General features: G+C 68.9%; 19 protein-coding genes. 4 read left to right on the top strand and 15 right to left on the bottom strand.

Translation table 11 applies throughout. The features are described from left to right. On the bottom strand, nt 1-156 hold a 156-nt coding region (locus ACFWN1_RS22705), incomplete at its 3' end, for a transposase domain-containing protein (RefSeq protein WP_384364829.1). Between the two features lie 47 nt (nt 157-203). Beyond that, on the bottom strand, nt 204-1,022 hold the full coding sequence (locus ACFWN1_RS22710) for an IS5 family transposase (RefSeq protein WP_384364782.1): 819 nt from the start codon (nt 1,020-1,022) through the stop codon (nt 204-206). A 149-nt stretch (nt 1,023-1,171) separates the two neighbouring features. Here ACFWN1_RS22710 and ACFWN1_RS22715 point away from each other — a divergent pair, with 149 nt between their 5' ends. Next, nucleotides 1,172-2,050 carry an IS5 family transposase gene (locus ACFWN1_RS22715; RefSeq protein ID WP_384364832.1) on the top strand — a complete coding sequence of 293 codons (879 nt, stop codon included), beginning with the start codon at nt 1,172-1,174 and terminating at the stop codon, nt 2,048-2,050. Nucleotides 2,051-2,112: 62 nt separating this feature from the next. Here the strand turns inward: ACFWN1_RS22715 and ACFWN1_RS22720 are convergent, their stop codons facing one another. Next, a complete protein-coding gene (locus ACFWN1_RS22720) occupies nt 2,113-2,685 on the bottom strand; it encodes a dihydrofolate reductase family protein (RefSeq protein ID WP_384364785.1) in 573 nt (190 codons plus the stop codon). 429 nt (nt 2,686-3,114) lie between these two features. Between ACFWN1_RS22720 and ACFWN1_RS22725 the strand changes: the two genes are divergently transcribed. Then, entirely contained in the window at nt 3,115-3,669 is a 555-nt protein-coding gene (locus ACFWN1_RS22725) for a nucleotidyltransferase domain-containing protein (protein WP_384364788.1), read from the top strand. 61 nt (nt 3,670-3,730) lie between these two features. Here the strand turns inward: ACFWN1_RS22725 and ACFWN1_RS22730 are convergent, their stop codons facing one another. From ACFWN1_RS22730 to ACFWN1_RS22765, 8 genes are all read right to left on the bottom strand, one after another. Further along, nucleotides 3,731-4,234: an NUDIX hydrolase gene (locus ACFWN1_RS22730; protein ID WP_384364791.1), complete on the bottom strand. Its 504-nt coding sequence runs from the start codon at nt 4,232-4,234 to the stop codon at nt 3,731-3,733. Between the two features lie 41 nt (nt 4,235-4,275). Then, complete coding sequence (locus ACFWN1_RS22735; RefSeq protein WP_384364794.1) at nt 4,276-4,761, bottom strand: adenylyltransferase/cytidyltransferase family protein; 486 nt, start codon at nt 4,759-4,761, stop codon at nt 4,276-4,278. Further along, complete coding sequence (locus tag ACFWN1_RS22740; protein WP_384364797.1) at nt 4,758-5,798, bottom strand: Gfo/Idh/MocA family protein; 1,041 nt, start codon at nt 5,796-5,798, stop codon at nt 4,758-4,760. The genes ACFWN1_RS22735 and ACFWN1_RS22740 overlap by 4 nt, the downstream gene beginning before the upstream one ends. Continuing rightward, the gene (locus ACFWN1_RS22745; RefSeq protein ID WP_384364800.1) at nt 5,795-6,784 is read right to left on the bottom strand and encodes a hypothetical protein; all 990 of its coding nucleotides are present in this window, start codon (nt 6,782-6,784) and stop codon (nt 5,795-5,797) included. The genes ACFWN1_RS22740 and ACFWN1_RS22745 overlap by 4 nt, the downstream gene beginning before the upstream one ends. Then, on the bottom strand, nt 6,781-8,337 hold the full coding sequence (locus tag ACFWN1_RS22750) for a hypothetical protein (protein WP_384364802.1): 1,557 nt from the start codon (nt 8,335-8,337) through the stop codon (nt 6,781-6,783). The genes ACFWN1_RS22745 and ACFWN1_RS22750 overlap by 4 nt, the downstream gene beginning before the upstream one ends. Continuing rightward, the gene (locus ACFWN1_RS22755; RefSeq protein WP_384364805.1) at nt 8,334-9,716 is read right to left on the bottom strand and encodes a nucleotidyltransferase family protein; all 1,383 of its coding nucleotides are present in this window, start codon (nt 9,714-9,716) and stop codon (nt 8,334-8,336) included. The genes ACFWN1_RS22750 and ACFWN1_RS22755 overlap by 4 nt, the downstream gene beginning before the upstream one ends. Further along, complete coding sequence (locus ACFWN1_RS22760) at nt 9,716-10,402, bottom strand: class I SAM-dependent methyltransferase (RefSeq protein ID WP_384364808.1); 687 nt, start codon at nt 10,400-10,402, stop codon at nt 9,716-9,718. Before ACFWN1_RS22760 ends, ACFWN1_RS22755 begins: the two co-directional genes overlap by 1 nt. A gap of 210 nt (nt 10,403-10,612) precedes the next feature. Next, the gene (locus ACFWN1_RS22765; protein ID WP_384364811.1) at nt 10,613-11,839 is read right to left on the bottom strand and encodes an aspartate aminotransferase family protein; all 1,227 of its coding nucleotides are present in this window, start codon (nt 11,837-11,839) and stop codon (nt 10,613-10,615) included. Nucleotides 11,840-12,177: 338 nt separating this feature from the next. Here ACFWN1_RS22765 and ACFWN1_RS22770 point away from each other — a divergent pair, with 338 nt between their 5' ends. Then, complete coding sequence (locus tag ACFWN1_RS22770) at nt 12,178-13,524, top strand: XRE family transcriptional regulator (protein ID WP_384364814.1); 1,347 nt, start codon at nt 12,178-12,180, stop codon at nt 13,522-13,524. 199 nt (nt 13,525-13,723) lie between these two features. Here the strand turns inward: ACFWN1_RS22770 and ACFWN1_RS22775 are convergent, their stop codons facing one another. Beyond that, on the bottom strand, nt 13,724-14,932 hold the full coding sequence (locus ACFWN1_RS22775; RefSeq protein ID WP_384364817.1) for a hypothetical protein: 1,209 nt from the start codon (nt 14,930-14,932) through the stop codon (nt 13,724-13,726). A gap of 166 nt (nt 14,933-15,098) precedes the next feature. Between ACFWN1_RS22775 and ACFWN1_RS22780 the strand changes: the two genes are divergently transcribed. Then, complete coding sequence (locus tag ACFWN1_RS22780) at nt 15,099-15,605, top strand: NUDIX domain-containing protein (RefSeq protein ID WP_384364835.1); 507 nt, start codon at nt 15,099-15,101, stop codon at nt 15,603-15,605. Nucleotides 15,606-15,625: 20 nt separating this feature from the next. On the opposite strand, the gene ACFWN1_RS22785 is transcribed toward ACFWN1_RS22780, so the two are convergent. From ACFWN1_RS22785 to ACFWN1_RS22795, 3 genes are all read right to left on the bottom strand, one after another. Continuing rightward, nucleotides 15,626-16,171, bottom strand: coding sequence for an NUDIX domain-containing protein (locus tag ACFWN1_RS22785; protein ID WP_384364820.1), 546 nt, complete (start codon nt 16,169-16,171; stop codon nt 15,626-15,628). Beyond that, entirely contained in the window at nt 16,168-17,013 is an 846-nt protein-coding gene (locus ACFWN1_RS22790) for a class I SAM-dependent methyltransferase (protein WP_384364823.1), read from the bottom strand. Before ACFWN1_RS22790 ends, ACFWN1_RS22785 begins: the two co-directional genes overlap by 4 nt. A 59-nt stretch (nt 17,014-17,072) precedes the next feature. Continuing rightward, nucleotides 17,073-17,846 (bottom strand): DUF2797 domain-containing protein (locus tag ACFWN1_RS22795; RefSeq protein WP_384364826.1); only part of this gene is annotated, 774 nt, incomplete at its 5' end.

Below are 17,846 nucleotides of genomic sequence, written 5' to 3' on the forward strand. Positions count from 1 at the left end.
GACGACCCGCGCCGGCAGCAACCGACTACGCCGCTCACCCCGCCCGGTCTCCGCGATCACCTCATCGACCAGCCCCGGCGGAAACACCCGCGTCAGCACCCCGACCGCGACCCGGTCCGACAACCGCTCCCTCGCAGGCGACTTGACCTGCCCCATCCTCGCCACACCACAACCAACGAGCACAAGACATCTAAGGGGTGCTTTCAGAAAGCTGGATGTCTGCGGGCGAGGGTCATGCAGTGTGCGAGCTGGAGGAAGGCGTCGTGCATGTCGTCGCGTACTTCCCAGCGGATTCGTAAGCGGCGGGGGCCGTGGAGCCAGGCGATGGCGGACTCGGCGACCCACCTGACCTTGCCCAGTCCCGAGCCGTGCGGCTGGCCACGTCGGGCGATCTTCGGTGTGATGCCGCGCTCGCGCAGGCGGCGCCGATAGATGTCGTGGTCGTAGCCGCGATCGGCATACAACGTGCGGGGCTTACGCCGGGGCCGACCCCGCTTGCCCCGCACCGGCCCAATGCTGTCGACCAGGGGCAGGAGCTGGGTGACGTCGTTGCGGTGACCACCGGTCAGGGACACCCGCAGGGGGATGCCGTGCGCCTCGGTCAGCACGTGATGCTTCGAGCCCGGCCGTGCGCGGTCAACCGGGCTCGGACCGACTTTTGGGCTGCTTCGCCCCCGCTTGGCCTGCACGTGGGAGGCGTCGATGGTGGCGCGGGAAACGTCGAGGCGGTCGGCCGCCCGCAACCGGTCCAGCAGCACCCGCTGAAGTCCCCTCCACACTCCGGCCTCCTGCCATTCAGCCAGCCGGCGCCAGCAGGTAGGCCCGGAACCGAACCCCAACTCCTGCGGCAGGTACTCCCACTGGATGCCGGTATAGAGGACGAACAGCACACCCTGCAGGGTCTTGCGGTCATCGATCCGCTTGCGCCCCGGGTGCCGGAAGCGCCGTTCATGCTTCGGCAACAGCGGCTCGATCACCGCCCACAACTCGTCGCTGACCTCCCACGGCTTGCGCCGCGCCATCGTCACACCCCACAAGACACGGGATCACGTACATCTCCACCGTGCCACAAAAGGATCATTCTGCAAGGACCCCTAAGTCACCGGCATTGCGTCTAGGCGCTGTCCGGCGGATCATATAACCGTCCCGGACCTGGCTCGTTGGCATGTTCATGGGGCGGGGAGATCTCACAAATGAAGAATGGTCCCGGCTGAAGCCGCACTTGCCGAAGTCCGTGCAGCGCGGGGGTCGTTGGGAGAGTCATCGCAGGATCATCAACGGGATCCTGTACCGGAACCGAACCGAGGTGCCGTGGCGGGACCTACCTGCGCATTTCGGCAAGTGGAAGACCGTGTACGAGCGGCATCGTCGTTGGTCAGCGAATGGCACCTGGGACAGGCTCTTCGCTGCCGTCCTGGTCGACGCCGACGCGGAGGGATGTATCGACTGGTCGATGGTGAGCGTGGATTCCACCTCCTGCCGGGCCCACCAACACGCCGCCGGGGCACGCAAGAAGCCTCCACGGATACCGGGAAAAGTCGCGCGCCCCAGCAGCACCGTCCCGACGAGGGAATCGGTCGCTCCCGGGGTGGCACTGACCTCCAAAATCCACCTCGCCGGTGAGGGCGGACGCCGCTCACTGGCCCTGCTGATCACCCCGGGCCAGTGGGGTGATGCCCCGCAGCTCATCCCGGTCATGGAGCGTGTCCGTGTCGCCCGCCAGGACGGCGGGCGACCCCGGACCCGGCCCGACCATCTGGGTGGAGACAAGGCGTATTCCTCCCGCCGCAACCGCCAGTACCTGCGACGGCGCCGGATCAAGCACACCATCCCCGAACCAGAGAACCAGCGGGCCAACCGCCAGCGCAAAGGCAACAAGGGCGGCCGGCCCACCGGCTTCGACAAGGCGATCTATAAGCGTAGGAACGAAGTCGAGCGAACGATCAACGCACTCAAGGGCTCTTGGGCCGTAGCAACCCGCTTCGACAAACGGGTGTACGTCTTCCACGGCACCGTCACCCTCGCGGCGCTCAGACTGTGGCTCCGATGACACACACCTGCCCAGGTGCCACGTCCAAAGTTGCGGCGGCGCAGAGGGTGCAGGAACCACTGTCAGCGGACAACGTCGAAGATGTTCTTCTGCAGGCCGTTGGCGTAGACCTCGTGCTCGACGAGCTTCAGCTTTTGCGTGTCCTTGTCGGTGGCGCTGAAGAGGCGTTTGCCGGCGCCGAGCAGCAGCGGGAAGACGAGCAGGTGGTAGCGGTCGATCAGGCCGGCGTCCGAGAGGGCCTGGTTCAGGGAGGCGCTGCCGTGGACGATGATCGGGCCGCCCTCGGTCTCCTTCAGTGCTGCGACCTCGTCGAGTGAGCGCAGAATTGTCGTCTCACCCCAGTTGGTCACCAGGTCGCCCTCGGTGAGGGTGGTGGAGACGACGAACTTGGGCATCATATTGTAGTCGGCGAAGTCCTCCATGTCGGGCCACACGGGGCTGAATGCCTCGTAGCTGGTCCGGCCCATCAGTATCGCGGTGGCTTCCTGCTGCTCTTGGCCCTTGATGCCGAACGCCTCGGGAAGGAACTCGATGTCCTTGAAGGTCCACCCGGAATTCCGGTAGCCGGGCTCGCCGCCCGGAGCCTCCACGACGCCGTCGAGCGAGATGAAGGCGGTGCTGATCAGGGTACGCATCAAAGATTCCTCGATATCTCGTGTCCGGTTCTCAGCAGATCCGGTCGGTGCGCGATTGGACCACGCTAGCGGCTCCAGCGCACCAACTTGGATCTTTGACTGCGGATCACGGAGAAACTCATCGGTCGTCGTCCCCCTTCCCAGCAGCCTCACACCGGGGAGAGCGCACACGCGCCGGACCACTACCAGATGTTGCCGTCGGGCCTAATCCGCCGGACAGCGCCTAGCCGCGACGGCAGCGCGCTTGCCCGCCGCTACGCTGCGGCGCGCTCGGCGGCGCAGGTGGAGCGGAGGCTGTGGGTGATGAGGCCGACCGCGTCCGCGCGCTCAGCGCCCGGATGCGGTCGTAGACCGCTTCCGTGGGAGCCGGTCCGGTGAAGCTGTAGTAATCGCCAGATGTGGGATCGGGCTGGCCTCTACTCTGATGCGGTGAGCGATTATTCGATGTCAGCCAAGGATGTAGTCGCGCTTGTGGAGCGGCTCGACGCCCACGCCGTGGATGCGTGTGTTGGGGGCGGGTGGGGCGTGGATGCGCTGCTCGGGGAGCAGACGCGGGAACATTCTGACCTTGACGTATGGGCGCCGGCCGCACACCTTGAGGCGCTGTTCGTCGCGTTCGGGGAGGCTGGTGTCGACCGGATTTTCCCGTGGCCTGGTGACAGGCCGTGGAACTTCGTGTTGCACGACGGCGTTCGGCTGCGGGTCGACTTGCACCTCTACGAGCCGCTCGCGGACGGATCACTGCATTACGGATCCGTGGTCGATGGCGGTCCCTTTCCGGCTGAAGCACTCGCCGGACGTGGTTCGATTGCCGGGACTGCGGTGCGGTGCGAGTCGGCCGAGTGGGCGGTGCGCTGGCATACCGGTTATCCGGCTCGTGATGTCGATCGCCACGACGTGCCCTTGCTGTGCCGTCGGTTCGGGATCCCCCTGCCTGAGGGCTTCGGGCCGCTTGAAGAGCGTTTCCCAAGCGGCCCGGCGTAGACGTAGGTGCCCCTTCTCGATCGGTGTCTCCTCGTGCCCTACGCGGGAGGCTGAAGGTTTCTCAGTCCGCGCAGACGTCGGCATGGTGTCGGGCCTCGCGCAGCTGGGTGAGGAAAGGCAGCCAGGTGCAGGTCGCGCACCGCTGCCGGACCTGGGCAGGGGTGAACCATCCGGCAGGTCCGCACTCCGAGTCCGGGGGTGGGTCCACCGGCGGATCGGCGAGGCCGGTCTGCGTGGTGAACATCAGCGTGTACGACACCGGGAACGGGTACGGATAGCTGGCCTGCGGCCTCTCGTGCAAGGTAAAGCGTTGCCATCCGAGCAGCGTCAGCGCCTCTGCGGGTACGTGAAGCCCGGTTTCTTCGCTGATTTCTCTCGTTGCGGCCTGCCGGGCGTCCTCGTGGGGGTCGATGTGGCCGCCGGGCACGTCCCAGCCTCGTCCAGGGAGGTTGACGTGCGTCAGCAGCAGGTGGCCTCGGGTATCGGATACGAGGCCGAAGGCCGCGGTGGTCAGGTGCTGTGGTGGGTAGAAGTCTGCGCTGACCACCTCCATCAGATGCGGCACCGTGATCCACGGGGCGCTGCCGGTGGCGATTACCTTCTCCGTCATAGGTTCGCTCGCAGGGTGTTGACCAGCCTGGTCGTCGAGTACGGCGTATTCCGGTCGATCGCGTGCACGTGTGCCGCGACGTCGGCGGCGGACGCCACTTCGCTGGGGTAGGCGGAGATGCTTGCGCGTGCGGTGGCGAAGATGTGCGGACGCAGGAAGTGGATCTGGCGGTCGGCGGTGGGCTCGTCGTAGAGGAAGACGCGGTCGACGCACCTCAGAGCGCCTACCAGGGTGGCGCGTTCGTGTTCGCCGACGATGGGCCTGCTGGGGCCTTTGAGGTCCCGGACCGATTGGTCGCTGTTCACGCCGACGACCAGGAGGTCACCCAGCGCTCTCGCCTGCTCCAGGAAGCACAGGTGTCCTGCGTGCAGAAGGTCGAAGCAGCCGGTGGCGAGCACGGCCTTGTCGCCGGGCCGGCTGCTGATCCAGTCCCGGATCTCGTCGAGTGTCGCCGGGCCGGTGCTGAGGTGCGGCGCTGTCATCGCGCGGAGCCCGTGATCAGGTCCCGTGCCGGTGTCAGCTCGACCCACCGGCCGTCGTCGGCCGCCGAGGCGTAGGCGCCGTCGATCACCAGGGAGGTGGTCAACGACTCGGCCAGCAGCGGTGCTGCCTGTTCCGGGTGCCGGGTCTTGGTCAGGAAGTCGGTGAACATCGCGGCGAACCAGTCGCTGTGTCTGGGGTCGTCGAAGTTGGAGGGCAGGGTCGTGCGGTGCAGCTGGCCGCCCAGGGTGTAGCGGACGTCGTCGTTCTCCACGGTGACGCTGCCGCCGCTGCCGATGATCGAGTAGTAGCTGTTGCGGTATCCGGCCGACCAGGTCACGTCCAGTTCGATCTGGACGTCGTCGTCGCACCGGATCATCAGCATCGCGGTGTCCTCCGTGCCGGTGCGGCAGTCGTGGCGCATGGCACCGGTCAGGCAGGACACGGCCAGCGGCGTGCGTCCGGTCAGGTGGGTCGCCAGGTACACGCTGTGGGGGCCGTGGTCGCGGAGGATCCCGCCGCCGGCGATGAGCGGATCGCGCCGCCAGTGCGGGTTCCACTCGGGGACGCCGACCGCGTGGCCCTGGCGCAGGGTGCGGAAGCGGGCGCTGAGGACGTTGCCGAAGCCGGGGCTGTGCACGACCTGCTGCATCGTTGCCAGGATGGGGGCGAACTTGTAGTTCTGGCAGGGGTAGAAGACCTTGTCCGAGGCCGCGATCTGGTCGAGCAGGCGGTCGTAGCGGCCCTCGTGCGGCATCAGCACCGGCTTTTCGCACAGCACGTGCAAGCCGTCGCGCAGCCCGAGCGCGATGTAGTCGGCGTGGCTGTCGGGCGGTGTGCAGATGTCGATGAAGTCTGGGTTCTCGTGGTCGGTCATTTCCGCGTAGGTGGCGTATGCGCGCAGCCCGGCGCTGCGGGCGGCCTCCGCGCGTGCCGGTGTGGGGTCGACGACGGCGGTAACGTCGATGCCTTCGGTGTGGCGGTATCCGATGGCGTGGCCGGTCGCGATGGTGCCGTAGCCGATGATGGCGCCGTTCATGAAGTACCTCCGTCACAGAGCAGTTGGAGAAGCTGGTCGCGGTGTGCGGTGTGCTGGACGTCCGAGCGCACGAGGTAGGTGGGGCAGTTGTTGACCGCCGCGTGCAGTTGTGCCCGCATCCGTCCGTACTGGTTGGCGAAGGCGCGGTAGTCGCCGCCGCACAGGTCCAGCAGGTCTTCTTCGAGCCGGTAGACGTTGAGTCCGAAGGCGAACTGTTCGACGATGCTGGCCGCCTCGTCGGGGGGCAGTTGCTGCACGTCGTGTTCGTGCGGGGCGCGGAAGTCGGCGATCCATACGGCGCGCAGTGGCACCGGGGTGCCCGCGTGGTGGGGGAATGCTTCGTAGGGGTCGACGAGGCGTTCGCGTGGGTCGAGGGCCGCGGTATTCGCCGCCTGGTCCAGCCAGGGGCCGGGCCGCATCCGCATGGTGCTCGCGACGCCCTGGACAGCGCCGTCTGTGAGGACCACGTGTGAGTTGGTGATGAATGTCGCGCCGCTGCGGCACAGCCCGGTGACCAGGACGGACTTGCCGGCGCCACCGCGGCCGACTATCAGCGTCGCCGAGTCTCCGGCGGCGAGGGCGGCTGCTTTGAGGAAGAGTCCACCGGTGGTGGCGGTGTGGCGCAGGAGCAGGTACTTCACGACGTACGGCCAGACCAGCCGTTCCAGGTGGTCCCCCACGAGCACGATCCGGTTGCCTGAGCTGGAGATGCGCACCGGGGGGCCGAAGTGGTCGGTCACGTAATAGCCGGAGGCGAGGTTGCGGGCGCGTGCCGTGGTGTCGGCGGGCAGGCCGGGATTGACGTGCGACAGGCACCGCAGTTCTATGTCGGGCACGGTGGTGTCGGGCATCCAGGCGGCCCGGCTGAAATAGTGCAGCGCGGGGAAGTCGGGCACGTCGCTGGCAATGCGCAGGGTGAGCGGGCCGATCCGCACAACCTGATCCGTGCGTAAGGACACGGCCCCGAGCGGGGGCGGTTGCGTCATCGCCCATCCTTTCTCAGGGTGGTGCAGGCCGATCGGAAGCCACCGGGATCTGGCCGGGCGGTGTCCAGGGCGTCGATACGGTCCACCAGCGCGTGGATCGCCGTGTGCGGCGGGGGAATGGGCCCGGTGTCGTTGCCGGCGATGAGCTCGGCGACCTCGGCGACGACGAATTGCCGTTCCGCCTCGTCCACCGCGTCGGCAACGGCCTGGACCGCGTCGTCGAAGCAGCCAAGCCGGCGTCCGGCGATCAGGATCTCGGTGGTCTTGCGGTCGTAGTCGTCCGCGTCGGTGCGGCCGGCGCAGCTCAGGTAGTGCTCGACACGGAAGTTGACCAGGCCCGGATAGCGGGGCTGCCCGGTGGCGGGGTCACGGTCTGGTGAGCGGACCTGCCAGATCTGCCGGTCGGCCCTGTTATAGGTGCCCAGGTCCGGGTTGGTGATACCGCGTCCGGTGAGCACCGCCGTCACTTCCGGGCGCGGCGGGAACGGCACCGGGCCCGGGGCGTTGAGGTCCCAGGTGTCGGGATCTAGGTAGCCGTACAGGCATGCGCGGACCTGGGCTTCGGGGCACAGGACCCCGAGTTCCTCGACTCCGATCTGACCGCGGCAGTAGGCGCCCCGCTCCCTGTGCGGTACGGGGATGTCTTCGCCAGGGACCTGTGTCTTCTCGAAGTCGACGAGATGGTGTATCCGGCCGTGCACGAGGACGTTGCGGGGACTCAGGTCGCCCCAGAGGATGCCGCGCTCCAGCAAGGCGTCCATCAGATCCCGGTAGTCGCGCAGCAGGCCCGTGTGCTCGCCTGGTGCCAGCAGCATCGACTCGGCGGTTTTCCCGGGGACCCACTGCCATACGGCGTAGACGTGCCCGGATGTTCCGTCCCGGATGGTCGCGAGCAGGGGTGCGAGCCGAAGCTGCCGGTCCCTGCCGAAGGTGATGCCGCCAGCGAGCCGGCAGGCGATGGCGCGGTAGGCGACCTGTTCCTGGGCGAACCGGCCGGGTTTGGCCGGGTTGGCGCGTTTACTGATCACGCGGGTGCCGTCGGGCAGACGCCACGACTTGACGATGCCCTGGCGCAGGCGCGCGTTCGGTCCGGGCACCTCGTGCTGGCTCTCCACGAAGTCCGGGAAACCCGTGCCGAAGTCGTTCAGCAGGGAACCGATCATGGCACGGTGCCCGGGGTCAGGTACGTAGGCCCGGGTGCGGCGGTCGGTTGCCATCAGTACCTGTTCCAGGTCGCCCGTGAGACGTACCTCGGCGGTGCCTGGGCGGGCGAAGCGGCGCCGCCCGATCTCGTGGTGCAGCAGGGCGCGCTCTTGGGCGTTCCTCGTGGACACGAGGCGTTCACACAGCTGGACGACGCCATTGGGCGAGTCCGGCCGCAGGTAAAGCGCGGTGAGGCGGCAGTCTCCGGTGACCGCGCGCAGCCGGGATGCCAGCATGGCGGCGCGCGGCGGCAGCGCCGCCAGCCGCTCACTGATCAGGGCTTGGATGCCGGCCTCGACCCGGCCGGTCGTGTCCCAGGAGTATCCGGGGAGTTGATCGGTGCTGGTCATCGTCCACCCGCCTCATCCGCCGGTTGCCAGGTGGCGGGAAGCAGTACGGCCGACAGCAGCGCTCCGGATGAGTCCTGCTCGGCCACGCCGACCAGCATCTCCCCGCCCCCACGAGGGATGCGGTAGCGCAGCCGTACGCGACGCCCCGGCAGCAGGTCACAGATGTCGTGGCCGCCGACAGCGGTCAGCCGGCCGTGGGACAGGACCCACTCCGTTCCGCATCCTCCGAAGTCGACCCGGCCGCGTTCGGTCGCCGCGTCCGTTTGTTCCGGCAGGCCGACTGTGACCGTCACCCGGTCGGCGTCCCGGCGGACCGTGACCGTCCAGGGCGGCGCCGGGCGGCCAGTGTCCAGCTCGATCCGCCCTGGGAGCAGGGGCATGACGGTGGCGAGGTCGAACCAGCCGGGCCGGAGCAGCGCCTCCTCATCGACCGGGAACCGGACCCAGAAGTCCCACCACAGACAGCGGGGAAACGGGCCCGTGCTGGCCGGTACGGGCAGCGGATTCGTGCCCAGCAGCACGGTCGACGCCCAGCCCGCCCAGCCCACCGCGTCACCCGCGTCCAGGTCCTCGACCAGCGTGAGGAACCGTGGCGTGTCGAAGGCCGGGTGCTGGACCAGGGCGTGCAGGTCTGCCAGCTCGGCGAGCTTGACGTACGGCTTGGCACGATGGGACAGCGACCACATGTTGGTGAAGTTCAAGAAGGCGTGGGCGCAGAGCACGATCGTGAGCAGGCAGGGGTCGGGAACGCTGACTCGGCCCACCGTGACGGCGCCGTCCACCAGCCGCCTGTGCCGGATCCGGTGCATCGAGAGAGCACGGCGCGGCTGGTACCAAGTCTTCGTGTGCTCCGGGGGTGTGAGGTCCGCGTGCCGCACCGCACCGTACCCGGGGACCGGAACGTAGGCGTGCACGTCGATCTCGACGCCCTCACGGGTGAATTCACCGAGTTCGTGGAGGAACGGTGCCCGGGTGCGCTCGTAGCCGAGCCGGGTCAACGTCTCGATCAACGGCTCCCCGCCGGCACAGACCAGGTCGATGTCCCCACACCGCAGCAGGTGCTTCTCGCCGGTGAGCAGCCCGGTCGCGATCCCCTTCACCACCACCGGTGGCGGCTGCTCGCCGAGCGCGGCCACGATGCGCTCGACCGCACGGACGTGGGCGTCGGCGAGCGCCAGGGTGTCGGCGTGCATCGCCGCTACGGGCCCGCCGAGCCGGTCGCGCAGCCATGGCGGCCCGGTGGGAAGGCGATGCTGAAGACGGCCGCTGAGTGCATGCTGCCCGATCAGATCGAGCAACACGCGGTCGTCGAAGTCCTGGTCCTCGGGAAGGTCGTGCGCGCCGGCGGCCCACCGCAGGACCTGCGTGACGGCGCCCATCACAGCACCACGAACGCGGGGTACGGGGACTGCGGGAACCGCTGGACGCAGTGGCCCGTGAGGTCGATCGCGTTCTTCAGCGCCACGGTCTCACCGGGGAAGTCCGGGTGCGTCAGCTCGTCGAAGGCCAGGACACCGCCGGCGGGCATGTGCGGGCGCAGCAACTCCAAGCACGCGCGGGTCGGATCGTGCAGGTCCATGTCGAAGTAGGCGAGCGCCACGATCGTCTGCGGGTTGCGTTCCAGGTAGGCGGCCAGCTGCTCCGGAGCGTCGCCTTTGCACAGCTCGAACCGCTGAATGTGCGCCATCGGCGCCTCGGCCTCGTGCAGGCACAGGACCTGTTCCAGGTAGCTCTCGTAGCCGGGCGTGACGCTCATGCTGCCCGCGAAGACCCGGTCGGAGTCGCCGTCCTGGGGGGCTGGGTCGAGGAAACCGGTGAAGGTGTCAAACCCGACGATCTTCCGGTACATGTTGGTCGGCTCGTGGCGGGCACGCAGCGCGTTGAACACGGACAGGTGGCGGCCCCAGCGGACACCGAACTCGACGATGATCCCGTGGACGCCGAGGACGTGCTGGTAGAGCTGTTCGAGGGTGAGGATCTCGTTGATGCGCTGCGGGCGCATGAACACTTCGAGGTGGTCGAGCAGCGCGTCATCGGGGATCGGCCGCTCCGCAAACAGGTGCATGAGCCGGTTTCTGGTCGCCTGCTCCGTGTCGGAGGGCGCTATAAGCCGGGGTGTCGTCACTCGTGGTCTCCTCGATAGCTTCGGCCGAACCTTGTCGGCGAACTGCGAATGAATCCGTGCCGTCGACGGCGGGCAACCGCCGACGGGCAGGCTCGCGCCTCGACGTCGGTGGCGGGGCGCGCCTCCCGAAGGGAGGGCCCTTGATGCTGATCAGGCGGGTTGCGTCGCGAGCACCGGTTCGAGCTCGGCCAGCGACTGGTCACAGGCGCGCAGCGCGAACTCGATGTCCTCACAGGTGTGTGCGGCGGACAGGAACCACTGGTGACTCGGATGCAGCAGCACCCCGTGCTGCGCCGCCCCGGCGGCGAAGGCCGTGCTCATCCGCTCGCGCATGCCCGGATCGGGGTGGGTGAACTGAAGGAACGGCATCGGCGGGTACCCGACCACCCGGGCCGGCACACGACGCCGGTCGACGAGCGCCGACAGGCCCTCCTGGAAGGCCGAGCCGGCCGTCCAGATCCGCTCCAACGCGTCGGTGTCACGCAGGATCCGGATCGTGGTGAGAGCCGCGGCCATCGGGGCGGGGTCCGCGTAGAACGTCGAGGAGATCCGGGTGCGGGCAGAGGCCGAGAGCACGTCGGCCCGCCCAACGACGGCGGAGATCGGATGTCCGTTTGCCATGGCCTTGCTGAACGTGCTGACGTCCGCCTGGACACCTAGGAGTCCCTGAGCACCGGACAGGCCCAACCGGAACCCCGAGCGCATCTCGTCGAGGACGAACAGCGCCCCGTGCTCGTGCGCGATGTCGCGGATCTTGTGCAGGTGGCCCTCGGGAGCCTGCTCGTCGCCGAACGGCATCATCAGCACGCACGCCACCTGCCCGGGGTGGCGGGCGAACGCATCACGCAGCGTGCTGAGATCCGTGTAGTCGAACAGCAGCGTGTCGGCGCGTGTCGCTTCCGAAATGCCCGCCGGGATACCCGCTGCCCAGTCGTGCCAGCCGTTGTAGCCCCAGCGGATCACCTTGTCGCGCCCGGTGAAGATCCGGGACAGCCGTACCGCCGTGCTCGTCGCGTCGGAGCCGGTTTTGAGTAGATATCCCATCTCCGCGCCGGGCACCACCGAGATCAGCAGGTCGGTGAGCTCGCTCTGGCGGCAACTCCACAGCGGCGCGACACAGTTGCCGTTGCGCAGTTCGGCGATCACCGCCCCGGTCACTCGTTCATCGGCGTGCCCCAGGACGACGGGCCCGTACCCGAGGTTGAAGTCGACGTACCGCCTCCCCTCCAGATCCCACAGGTAGGGCCCGGCAGCGCGGCTGAAATAGCGCGGGTAACGGGTCCGTCCGCTCGCGCACGGTCCGACCACGTCACCTCTGGTGGCCGCCCGCGCATCCGTACGAGCACTCTGGGCGTGCCACCGGTCGTCGAGCGCCATCCCCGCGCCCTCGGCGGTGGGCCTCCGCCCAGAGGTGGGAAGAGAACCGTCCGCCGGCCAGTCCAGGGACTGCGCCAGGTGCGGAGAGGCCACGGCCTCGTAGGCGGGCACCCTGTCAGTAGATTGATCCACTTTCCTCCCCTTGCTCCTCGTTCGGTGCACGACAGAGAACCGCAAACGGGGCCGGGGGAGTAGCCGTCCGCGAGGTGTACGAAGTGCACTGGGTGTACGCACGCAACTCGGTGTACATACACCGGGTTTCACCCGCGCCAGGTGCCGGTTCGCAGCGCTTCACGCTAGCGTCGGCTGACGCGTCTTGCGCCCGGAAGGAGTGCCGTGTGGAGCAGCAGCCGGTTGGTGCAGCACCGCTTGCCGTTCTCTTGGCGCAGCTGGGGATGAAACCCGAACAACTTGCGGCGCGCATCAACGAACTGCGCGCCCGCCGCGGGTTATGGCCGCTGCACCTCAAGAGCGTGTACCCGTGGATCCGCCCGGCGCCGGTCCGGCCGGACAAAGCCAATCAAGCGGACGCACTCGCCGTGCTCTGTGTCTGGGCAGGACGTTACGTGACGGCCAAGGAGCTGGGCTGGGACGGGCCACGACTCCGTCGGCACAGTCCTGTCCGTCCATGTCTGGACACCCCTGGCGACGCCGCCTTACCCGACCTGCTCCACGAGATCAGCAAGGGAGACCCTGATTCCATGGACCGCCGTACCCTCCTCAGCGGTGCCGCTGTCACAGCGCCCGGCCTTGCACTTCTCATGTCCGGCGGGGCGCTGAGAGCCGCACAAGACGGCGACCGTCTCTCCCCCCGGCTGGTCACCGGCATCGAAAACGGTGTCCAGGAGCTACGGGACCTGGACGACACCGAAGGCAGCTCCAGCAATCTCGACTGGGCGCACGGACTATGGCAGGGCGTCGCCCGCGTCGTGATCAACGCCCGCTACCGCAATGCCGAGGCCGACCGCCTGCACACAGCCTTCGTCGAGGTCTGCGAGCAGTACGGGTGGATGCTATTCGACGCGGACCGCCACGCGCAGGCTCAACGCGTCTACCAGACCGGACTGCGGCTGGCCCGCGAGGTCGCACCGGCCGGTCCCGCCCGCTTCGCGGCGCACAACCTCCTGGCCTCTGCTGCCTACCAGGCGTCATGGCTCGGGCAGCACCAGGAAGCCAAGACGCTCCTGGACGTCGCGTCTCACGGCGATCTCCCACCCCGTGTGCGCGCGGTCATCGCTGACAGGGAAATCTTCGCTGCGGGACGCCGCGGCGACACCGATGCGCTCAGCAGCGCACGCGACCGGGGCCACGAACTCCTCCAGGACGCCGGCACAGACGGGCCCTGGTGGTCGCGGTGGCTCACCCCGCACGCGCTCGACGCGGCGACCGGCCGCGCCTGGCTCGCCGCGAACAAACCCCAGGACGCCACGCCCTACCTCAAACATCGTCTGGCTGTGACCGGACCCGCCTACCCTCGCGACTACATGCTTGCGACTCTTGACCTGGCCGACACGTATCGCGTCTTGGGCGACATCGACGCCTGCACCGCACTGGCCCTGAACACGGCCCATCTCACCGATGGCGTCGAATCGGCCCGTGCGCAGTCCCGGTTCCGAGAGGTGGCCGCCGCATTGCGCCCATACGAGGGCCATCCAGGAGTCCGTGATCTCATGCACCTCGTATAGGTCCAGGTAGCCCGGCCGTGGCGGCGTAACTGGGCCTGTGTCCATGCCCTGACCCCTGAGAGCCTCGATGGTGCGGCGAGTCGCACCGCTGAGAAGGGTAAACCTCGCGGTCCTTCTGTGGTCGGCCGGGGCGGGCTGTGATGCCGTGTTCGATCACTGTGGTGCCTCCTGCGGGGGATTGCCGGAGGTGGCTTGGCGGTCATAACGTCGCTAGTTCCGGGCGGAGGGCGATGGCATCGCGAAGGAAGCTTCGTTTCGAGTAGAAGGTGTGCTCGGCGGCCCAACCGTGGCTGGCGAGGTACTCGCAGAGCCAGATGTTGATCCTCTTCATCTCGATGAGGACCTCGTCCTGGTCGTGGTCGAGGATGCTGCGCGAGCGGAGATACTCCAGCTCGCACTGGGAAAGCACCACCTCAGGGGCCGCCAGGAGGGCGCAGCAGTCGAGGAAGATGCCGTAGATGTGTCCGGTGCGCATCGACTCGCACTGAATGTCGTAGCGGACGCGCTGGAAAGGCGGCATGGCCCGGACCTGGAGGCCCAGGTCTTCGCGCAGGAACGCCTCGAAGCGGTCGGGGGTGATATCAAGGCCAGGGGTGAGTTCCTCGCGGCGGGCGAAGGCGTCCTCGGTGAACCACTTCCGCTTGAGCACGTGCCCGGCGGTGACGGTGGGAATGAAGGAGGCGTAGCCGATCTCGGGCTCGGGGCCGGTGACGTCGAACAGATGGTTCTCGGTGTGGTGGATCTGGAACTCTTCCCGGTACTCCGGACGGCAGCCTTCCAGCTTGCCGTCGCGCAGCGCCTTGAGCAGTTCCATGGACGCGGCCCAGATGTCGGGTGCCGGGTCGAGGGTGTACTTGAACTCCAGCTCACTGCCGGAGAAGTGCTTGCGGAAGTACCGCCGGTGGTTGTTGAGCGCCGTGCCCGACTCGGCGTGTGCCGTCAGCATGGGCCCAAGCCAGCGCAGCTCCTCGACCGGGTCATGGCCGACTGGTTCTCGGGTGGTGCGGACGAAGCAGGCGTCCTCGGGGTGGAAGCGGATCTGCGCGTACGCGTGGTAGCCGCCGCCGGGGTGTTCAGCCAGGTAGCACAGCGGCACCAGGCCGGGGGCGGCCTCGGTGCCGACCAGGCCGCGCAGGGCGGGGCCGGCGATGGCGTCGGGGAACAGTTCGCCGCCGTCGATCCTGGCCGCGCCGAGCCGGGTGCCGTCGGGGTGCAGCGCTTCGGCCAAGCAGGGCCCCAGCGCGTTCCAGCGGACGATCACGGTGGTGGCCGGCCGGCACACCTCCTGCGGTGGCACCCGTACGAGCACGATCGGCTCGTCTGGTCGCCGGGGCGCGGTGCGGTTGAGGAGGTGGACGCCGCCGAGGACGACCCAGGCTCCCCGGTCCGAGGGCTGCTCATCGGGCACGCTGGTCTCCTTCGTGTGAAGCGGGCGCCATGGGTGATCGTCCTGCGGCCCGAAGGGGCCACCGCGTCGGCCGCACATCCCCGTATGGCTGCCTGCTCGTCGCTGCGACGGCGGGCCGGTTCGTCGGCCTAGGGTGGGGCGGGTGAGTCACGGTGAAGTCGATCAGGTGATCTTGGACGAGGCTGTTGCGGATGCCCGCCTCGCCGCATGGGAGTTCGACGGTGCACGGGCCTGGCTGGAGGAAGCCCGTCGGCATCCGATGGAGCCGCTGGCGGCCGAGGTGTGGGTCACCGACCCTGCTTTCGAGCACGTCCTGCTGGTCAAGCACCGCGTGCGTGGATGGGTGCCGCCCGGTGGCAAGGTGGAGCCGGGCGAGGCGCCGCGTGCGGCGGCGGCGCGAGAGCTGCTGGAGGAGACCGGCCTGCGCAGCGAGTTGCTGCCCGAGCCCGCGGCCGTGGCGGTGCGTTCCTACCGGGCCGACTGGTCTCCGACGCTGGGCCTGTCCTACGCCGCGATCGTGGGACGCGACGTACCGCTCGCCGGGGAGCAGAACCAGCCGGCGGCATGGTTCCGTCTGGACACGAGCTGGGACAGCGTCTTCCCCGAGGACCGCGAGCGGATCCGTGCGCACGCTCGCCGCCTTGCGGCCGGCCGGGCGGTCGGCTCCCGCTGAGGTAGGACCCTGGCCGCCGTTCACAGGACGGCCTCGATCCGGTCGAGGTCGGCCGAGGGCAGGGTGACGCGCTCAAGGTCGTGCAGGAAGCGGCACCACACCGGCTCCAGGCCGGGTTCGCGCTCGAACTCCTCACGGTCCAGGCACCCGTTGGCGTACGTGGCGGTCCGCAGCGCGTGCTGCTGCAGCTGGGCGGGGCGGATCCACCGAGGGGCGCGGATCTCCCGGGGCGAGGGGCACAGCGACCCAGAAAACTCGGCCTGGAAGATCCACCAGCGGTGGCCGACCGGACCGCTGGGCCTGCGGCGGCAGCGGTTGGGCCGCCACTGATCCAGCAACAGGTGCAGGTGGGTGACGTTGAGACCGACCTCTTCGGTGACCTCGTCGCGGGCTGCCTGCTCGGGGCCGCCATGCTCGTCGACGTGGCCGGCGACCGGGGCGATGCCGGCCGGACGAGTCGCCCGCTCGAACACCAGCAGGCCGCTCGGAGAGGAGATCAGTACTCCGACGCTTGCGTGGTCACAGAGGCGGGCCCCGCCGCCGAGAGCCGGGGCAGCCGGAGTCATGCCGCGGCCTCCGGCCGTTGGGCGACGACGACGAGCCAGCTCGTCACGGCCGGGGCACCGGGGGTGGTCATGGCGTAGGCGGCGTCGAGGATCTGCATCCGCTGGGCGTGGGTGAAGTCGCCCTCGGGCCGCGCGAAGACGGGAATGGACAGCCACGCCTTCTTCTCGGCCATGGTGCTGTGCTGGGCGGTGACCTCGGTGCCGACGACCGTTAGTCCGGCTGCTGACAGCTGCTCGGTGACCGTCTCCAGCGGCAGCTTCGGCGGCCCGTCCGCGTCCTTCGGCGGCGGGGTGTATCCGTGGCCCTCAGCGGCGACTTGACGGATGAGGGTGTTCAGGGAAGGCCCGGTGCGGGCGGACAGTTCGTCGGGGTGCCGGACGCCGGCGAAGCCGCCGCCGATGTTGAAGACAAAGTGCCCGCCTGGGCGCAGGATGTGGGCGACGGCCGCGAACACCGCAGCAGTATCGGTCTTCCAGATCGCGGAGTTGCACACCACGGCATCGGCGCTGTCGGCGTGGAGATGGTCGGCGAGCCGTTCGGCCGGGGCGGTGATCCAGGCCAGGCGGGCGTCGGTCAGGGTGCGGCGGCCGACACGCTGCATCGCGGCGGCGTTGTCGACGGAGACGACCCTGGCGCGGGCCGGGATCAGGTCGAGGATCGCGCGGGCGGTCGCGCCGGCGCCGCCGCACAGGTCGACCACCAGGCTGGCGTCGGCCAGATGGCCTCGGCGGGCGAGGTCGCGGCTGGTCGCGTCGTACATGGGGTGGTCGCGGGTGAAGGTGTTGTACGCCTCGGCGTTGGTGTCCTCGTCCCAGCCGAGGATGGCGTCCTGGGGTGCCATGTTGCTGTGGCCTCGCTTCTCAGGGCGGCCCGGGAGTGCAGGCCGGGCGTTCGGACAGGTCAAAAGAGCACGGACTGTACGACGGCGGGCGGTGAGGAGAACTGGGCGCCGAGGACGATGCGGCGGCCCTTGAGGGCGCCGAGGTCGAGCAGGTAGGGCAGTTGTTCACCGTCGTCGTCGAGGGTGGCGAGGACCTGGGAGCCGAGGCAGGAGAGCACCGTCAGCCCGTGCTCACCGGAGCGTGGGTCGTGCGGGTACAAGGCGCGCCCGGTCTCCGGCGTCCGCAGCAGGTCGCCATCGCCGGGCGGCGTCCACGGCTCCGGTGCGGCCGGGACATTCAGGCCGCTCAGGGCCTCGGTGGCGCGGTCGAGGTGCTGTTGGTGGGCGGCGCCGGCCGGGGCGAGGTCGCGCAGCTCGGCCAGGGCCGTCAGCTTGGCCGCGGCTCGCACGGTCTGCGTCAGGTCGAGGTGGCGGGTGAGGGCATCCTCCAGGAACCGCACGGCGCGACCGTCAGCACTCTGGGCGAGGTAGGTGGCGATCAGGGCACCCTGTTCGTCGAGGCGGGAGCGCTTACGGGGATCGGCCGCGGTGCCGATCTTGGTGGTGCCGTCGGCGAACGTCGCCAGGTACAGCCAGTGCGGCTGGGCCATGTACGCCGCCAGGGCGTCGGGAACGTGCCCGCCGGAGTGGAACCGGTGGGCGAAGCGGAAGTCGTCCCGCCCGGCGCAGGCCGGGCACTGTCCGCCGGCCTCGGCCGGGGCCCGGTCAGGGCAGGCGACCGCCTCGACGCGGACGCGGTCGGCGAACCGGTACCGGCCGGTGCACCACCGGCC

This window comes from Streptomyces sp. NPDC058459, assembly GCF_042721685.1.
In the GTDB taxonomy this organism is placed as follows: domain Bacteria; phylum Actinomycetota; class Actinomycetes; order Streptomycetales; family Streptomycetaceae; genus Streptomyces.

What these genes read in the sequence shown, in the direction of transcription:
- ACFWN1_RS22710 (WP_384364782.1), bottom strand. Translation starts at nt 1,022, where the DNA reads ATGGCGCGGCGCAAGCCGTGGGAGGTCAGCGACGAGTTGTGGGCGGTG.
- ACFWN1_RS22715 (WP_384364832.1), top strand. Translation starts at nt 1,172, where the DNA reads ATGGGGCGGGGAGATCTCACAAATGAAGAATGGTCCCGGCTGAAGCCG.
- ACFWN1_RS22720 (WP_384364785.1), bottom strand. Translation starts at nt 2,685, where the DNA reads ATGCGTACCCTGATCAGCACCGCCTTCATCTCGCTCGACGGCGTCGTG.
- ACFWN1_RS22735 (WP_384364794.1), bottom strand. Translation starts at nt 4,761, where the DNA reads ATGACAGCGCCGCACCTCAGCACCGGCCCGGCGACACTCGACGAGATC.
- ACFWN1_RS22740 (WP_384364797.1), bottom strand. Translation starts at nt 5,798, where the DNA reads ATGAACGGCGCCATCATCGGCTACGGCACCATCGCGACCGGCCACGCC.
- ACFWN1_RS22745 (WP_384364800.1), bottom strand. Translation starts at nt 6,784, where the DNA reads ATGACGCAACCGCCCCCGCTCGGGGCCGTGTCCTTACGCACGGATCAG.
- ACFWN1_RS22750 (WP_384364802.1), bottom strand. Translation starts at nt 8,337, where the DNA reads ATGACCAGCACCGATCAACTCCCCGGATACTCCTGGGACACGACCGGC.
- ACFWN1_RS22755 (WP_384364805.1), bottom strand. Translation starts at nt 9,716, where the DNA reads ATGGGCGCCGTCACGCAGGTCCTGCGGTGGGCCGCCGGCGCGCACGAC.
- ACFWN1_RS22760 (WP_384364808.1), bottom strand. Translation starts at nt 10,402, where the DNA reads ATGCACCTGTTTGCGGAGCGGCCGATCCCCGATGACGCGCTGCTCGAC.
- ACFWN1_RS22765 (WP_384364811.1), bottom strand. Translation starts at nt 11,839, where the DNA reads ATGGCGCTCGACGACCGGTGGCACGCCCAGAGTGCTCGTACGGATGCG.
- ACFWN1_RS22785 (WP_384364820.1), bottom strand. Translation starts at nt 16,171, where the DNA reads ATGACTCCGGCTGCCCCGGCTCTCGGCGGCGGGGCCCGCCTCTGTGAC.
- ACFWN1_RS22790 (WP_384364823.1), bottom strand. Translation starts at nt 17,013, where the DNA reads ATGGCACCCCAGGACGCCATCCTCGGCTGGGACGAGGACACCAACGCC.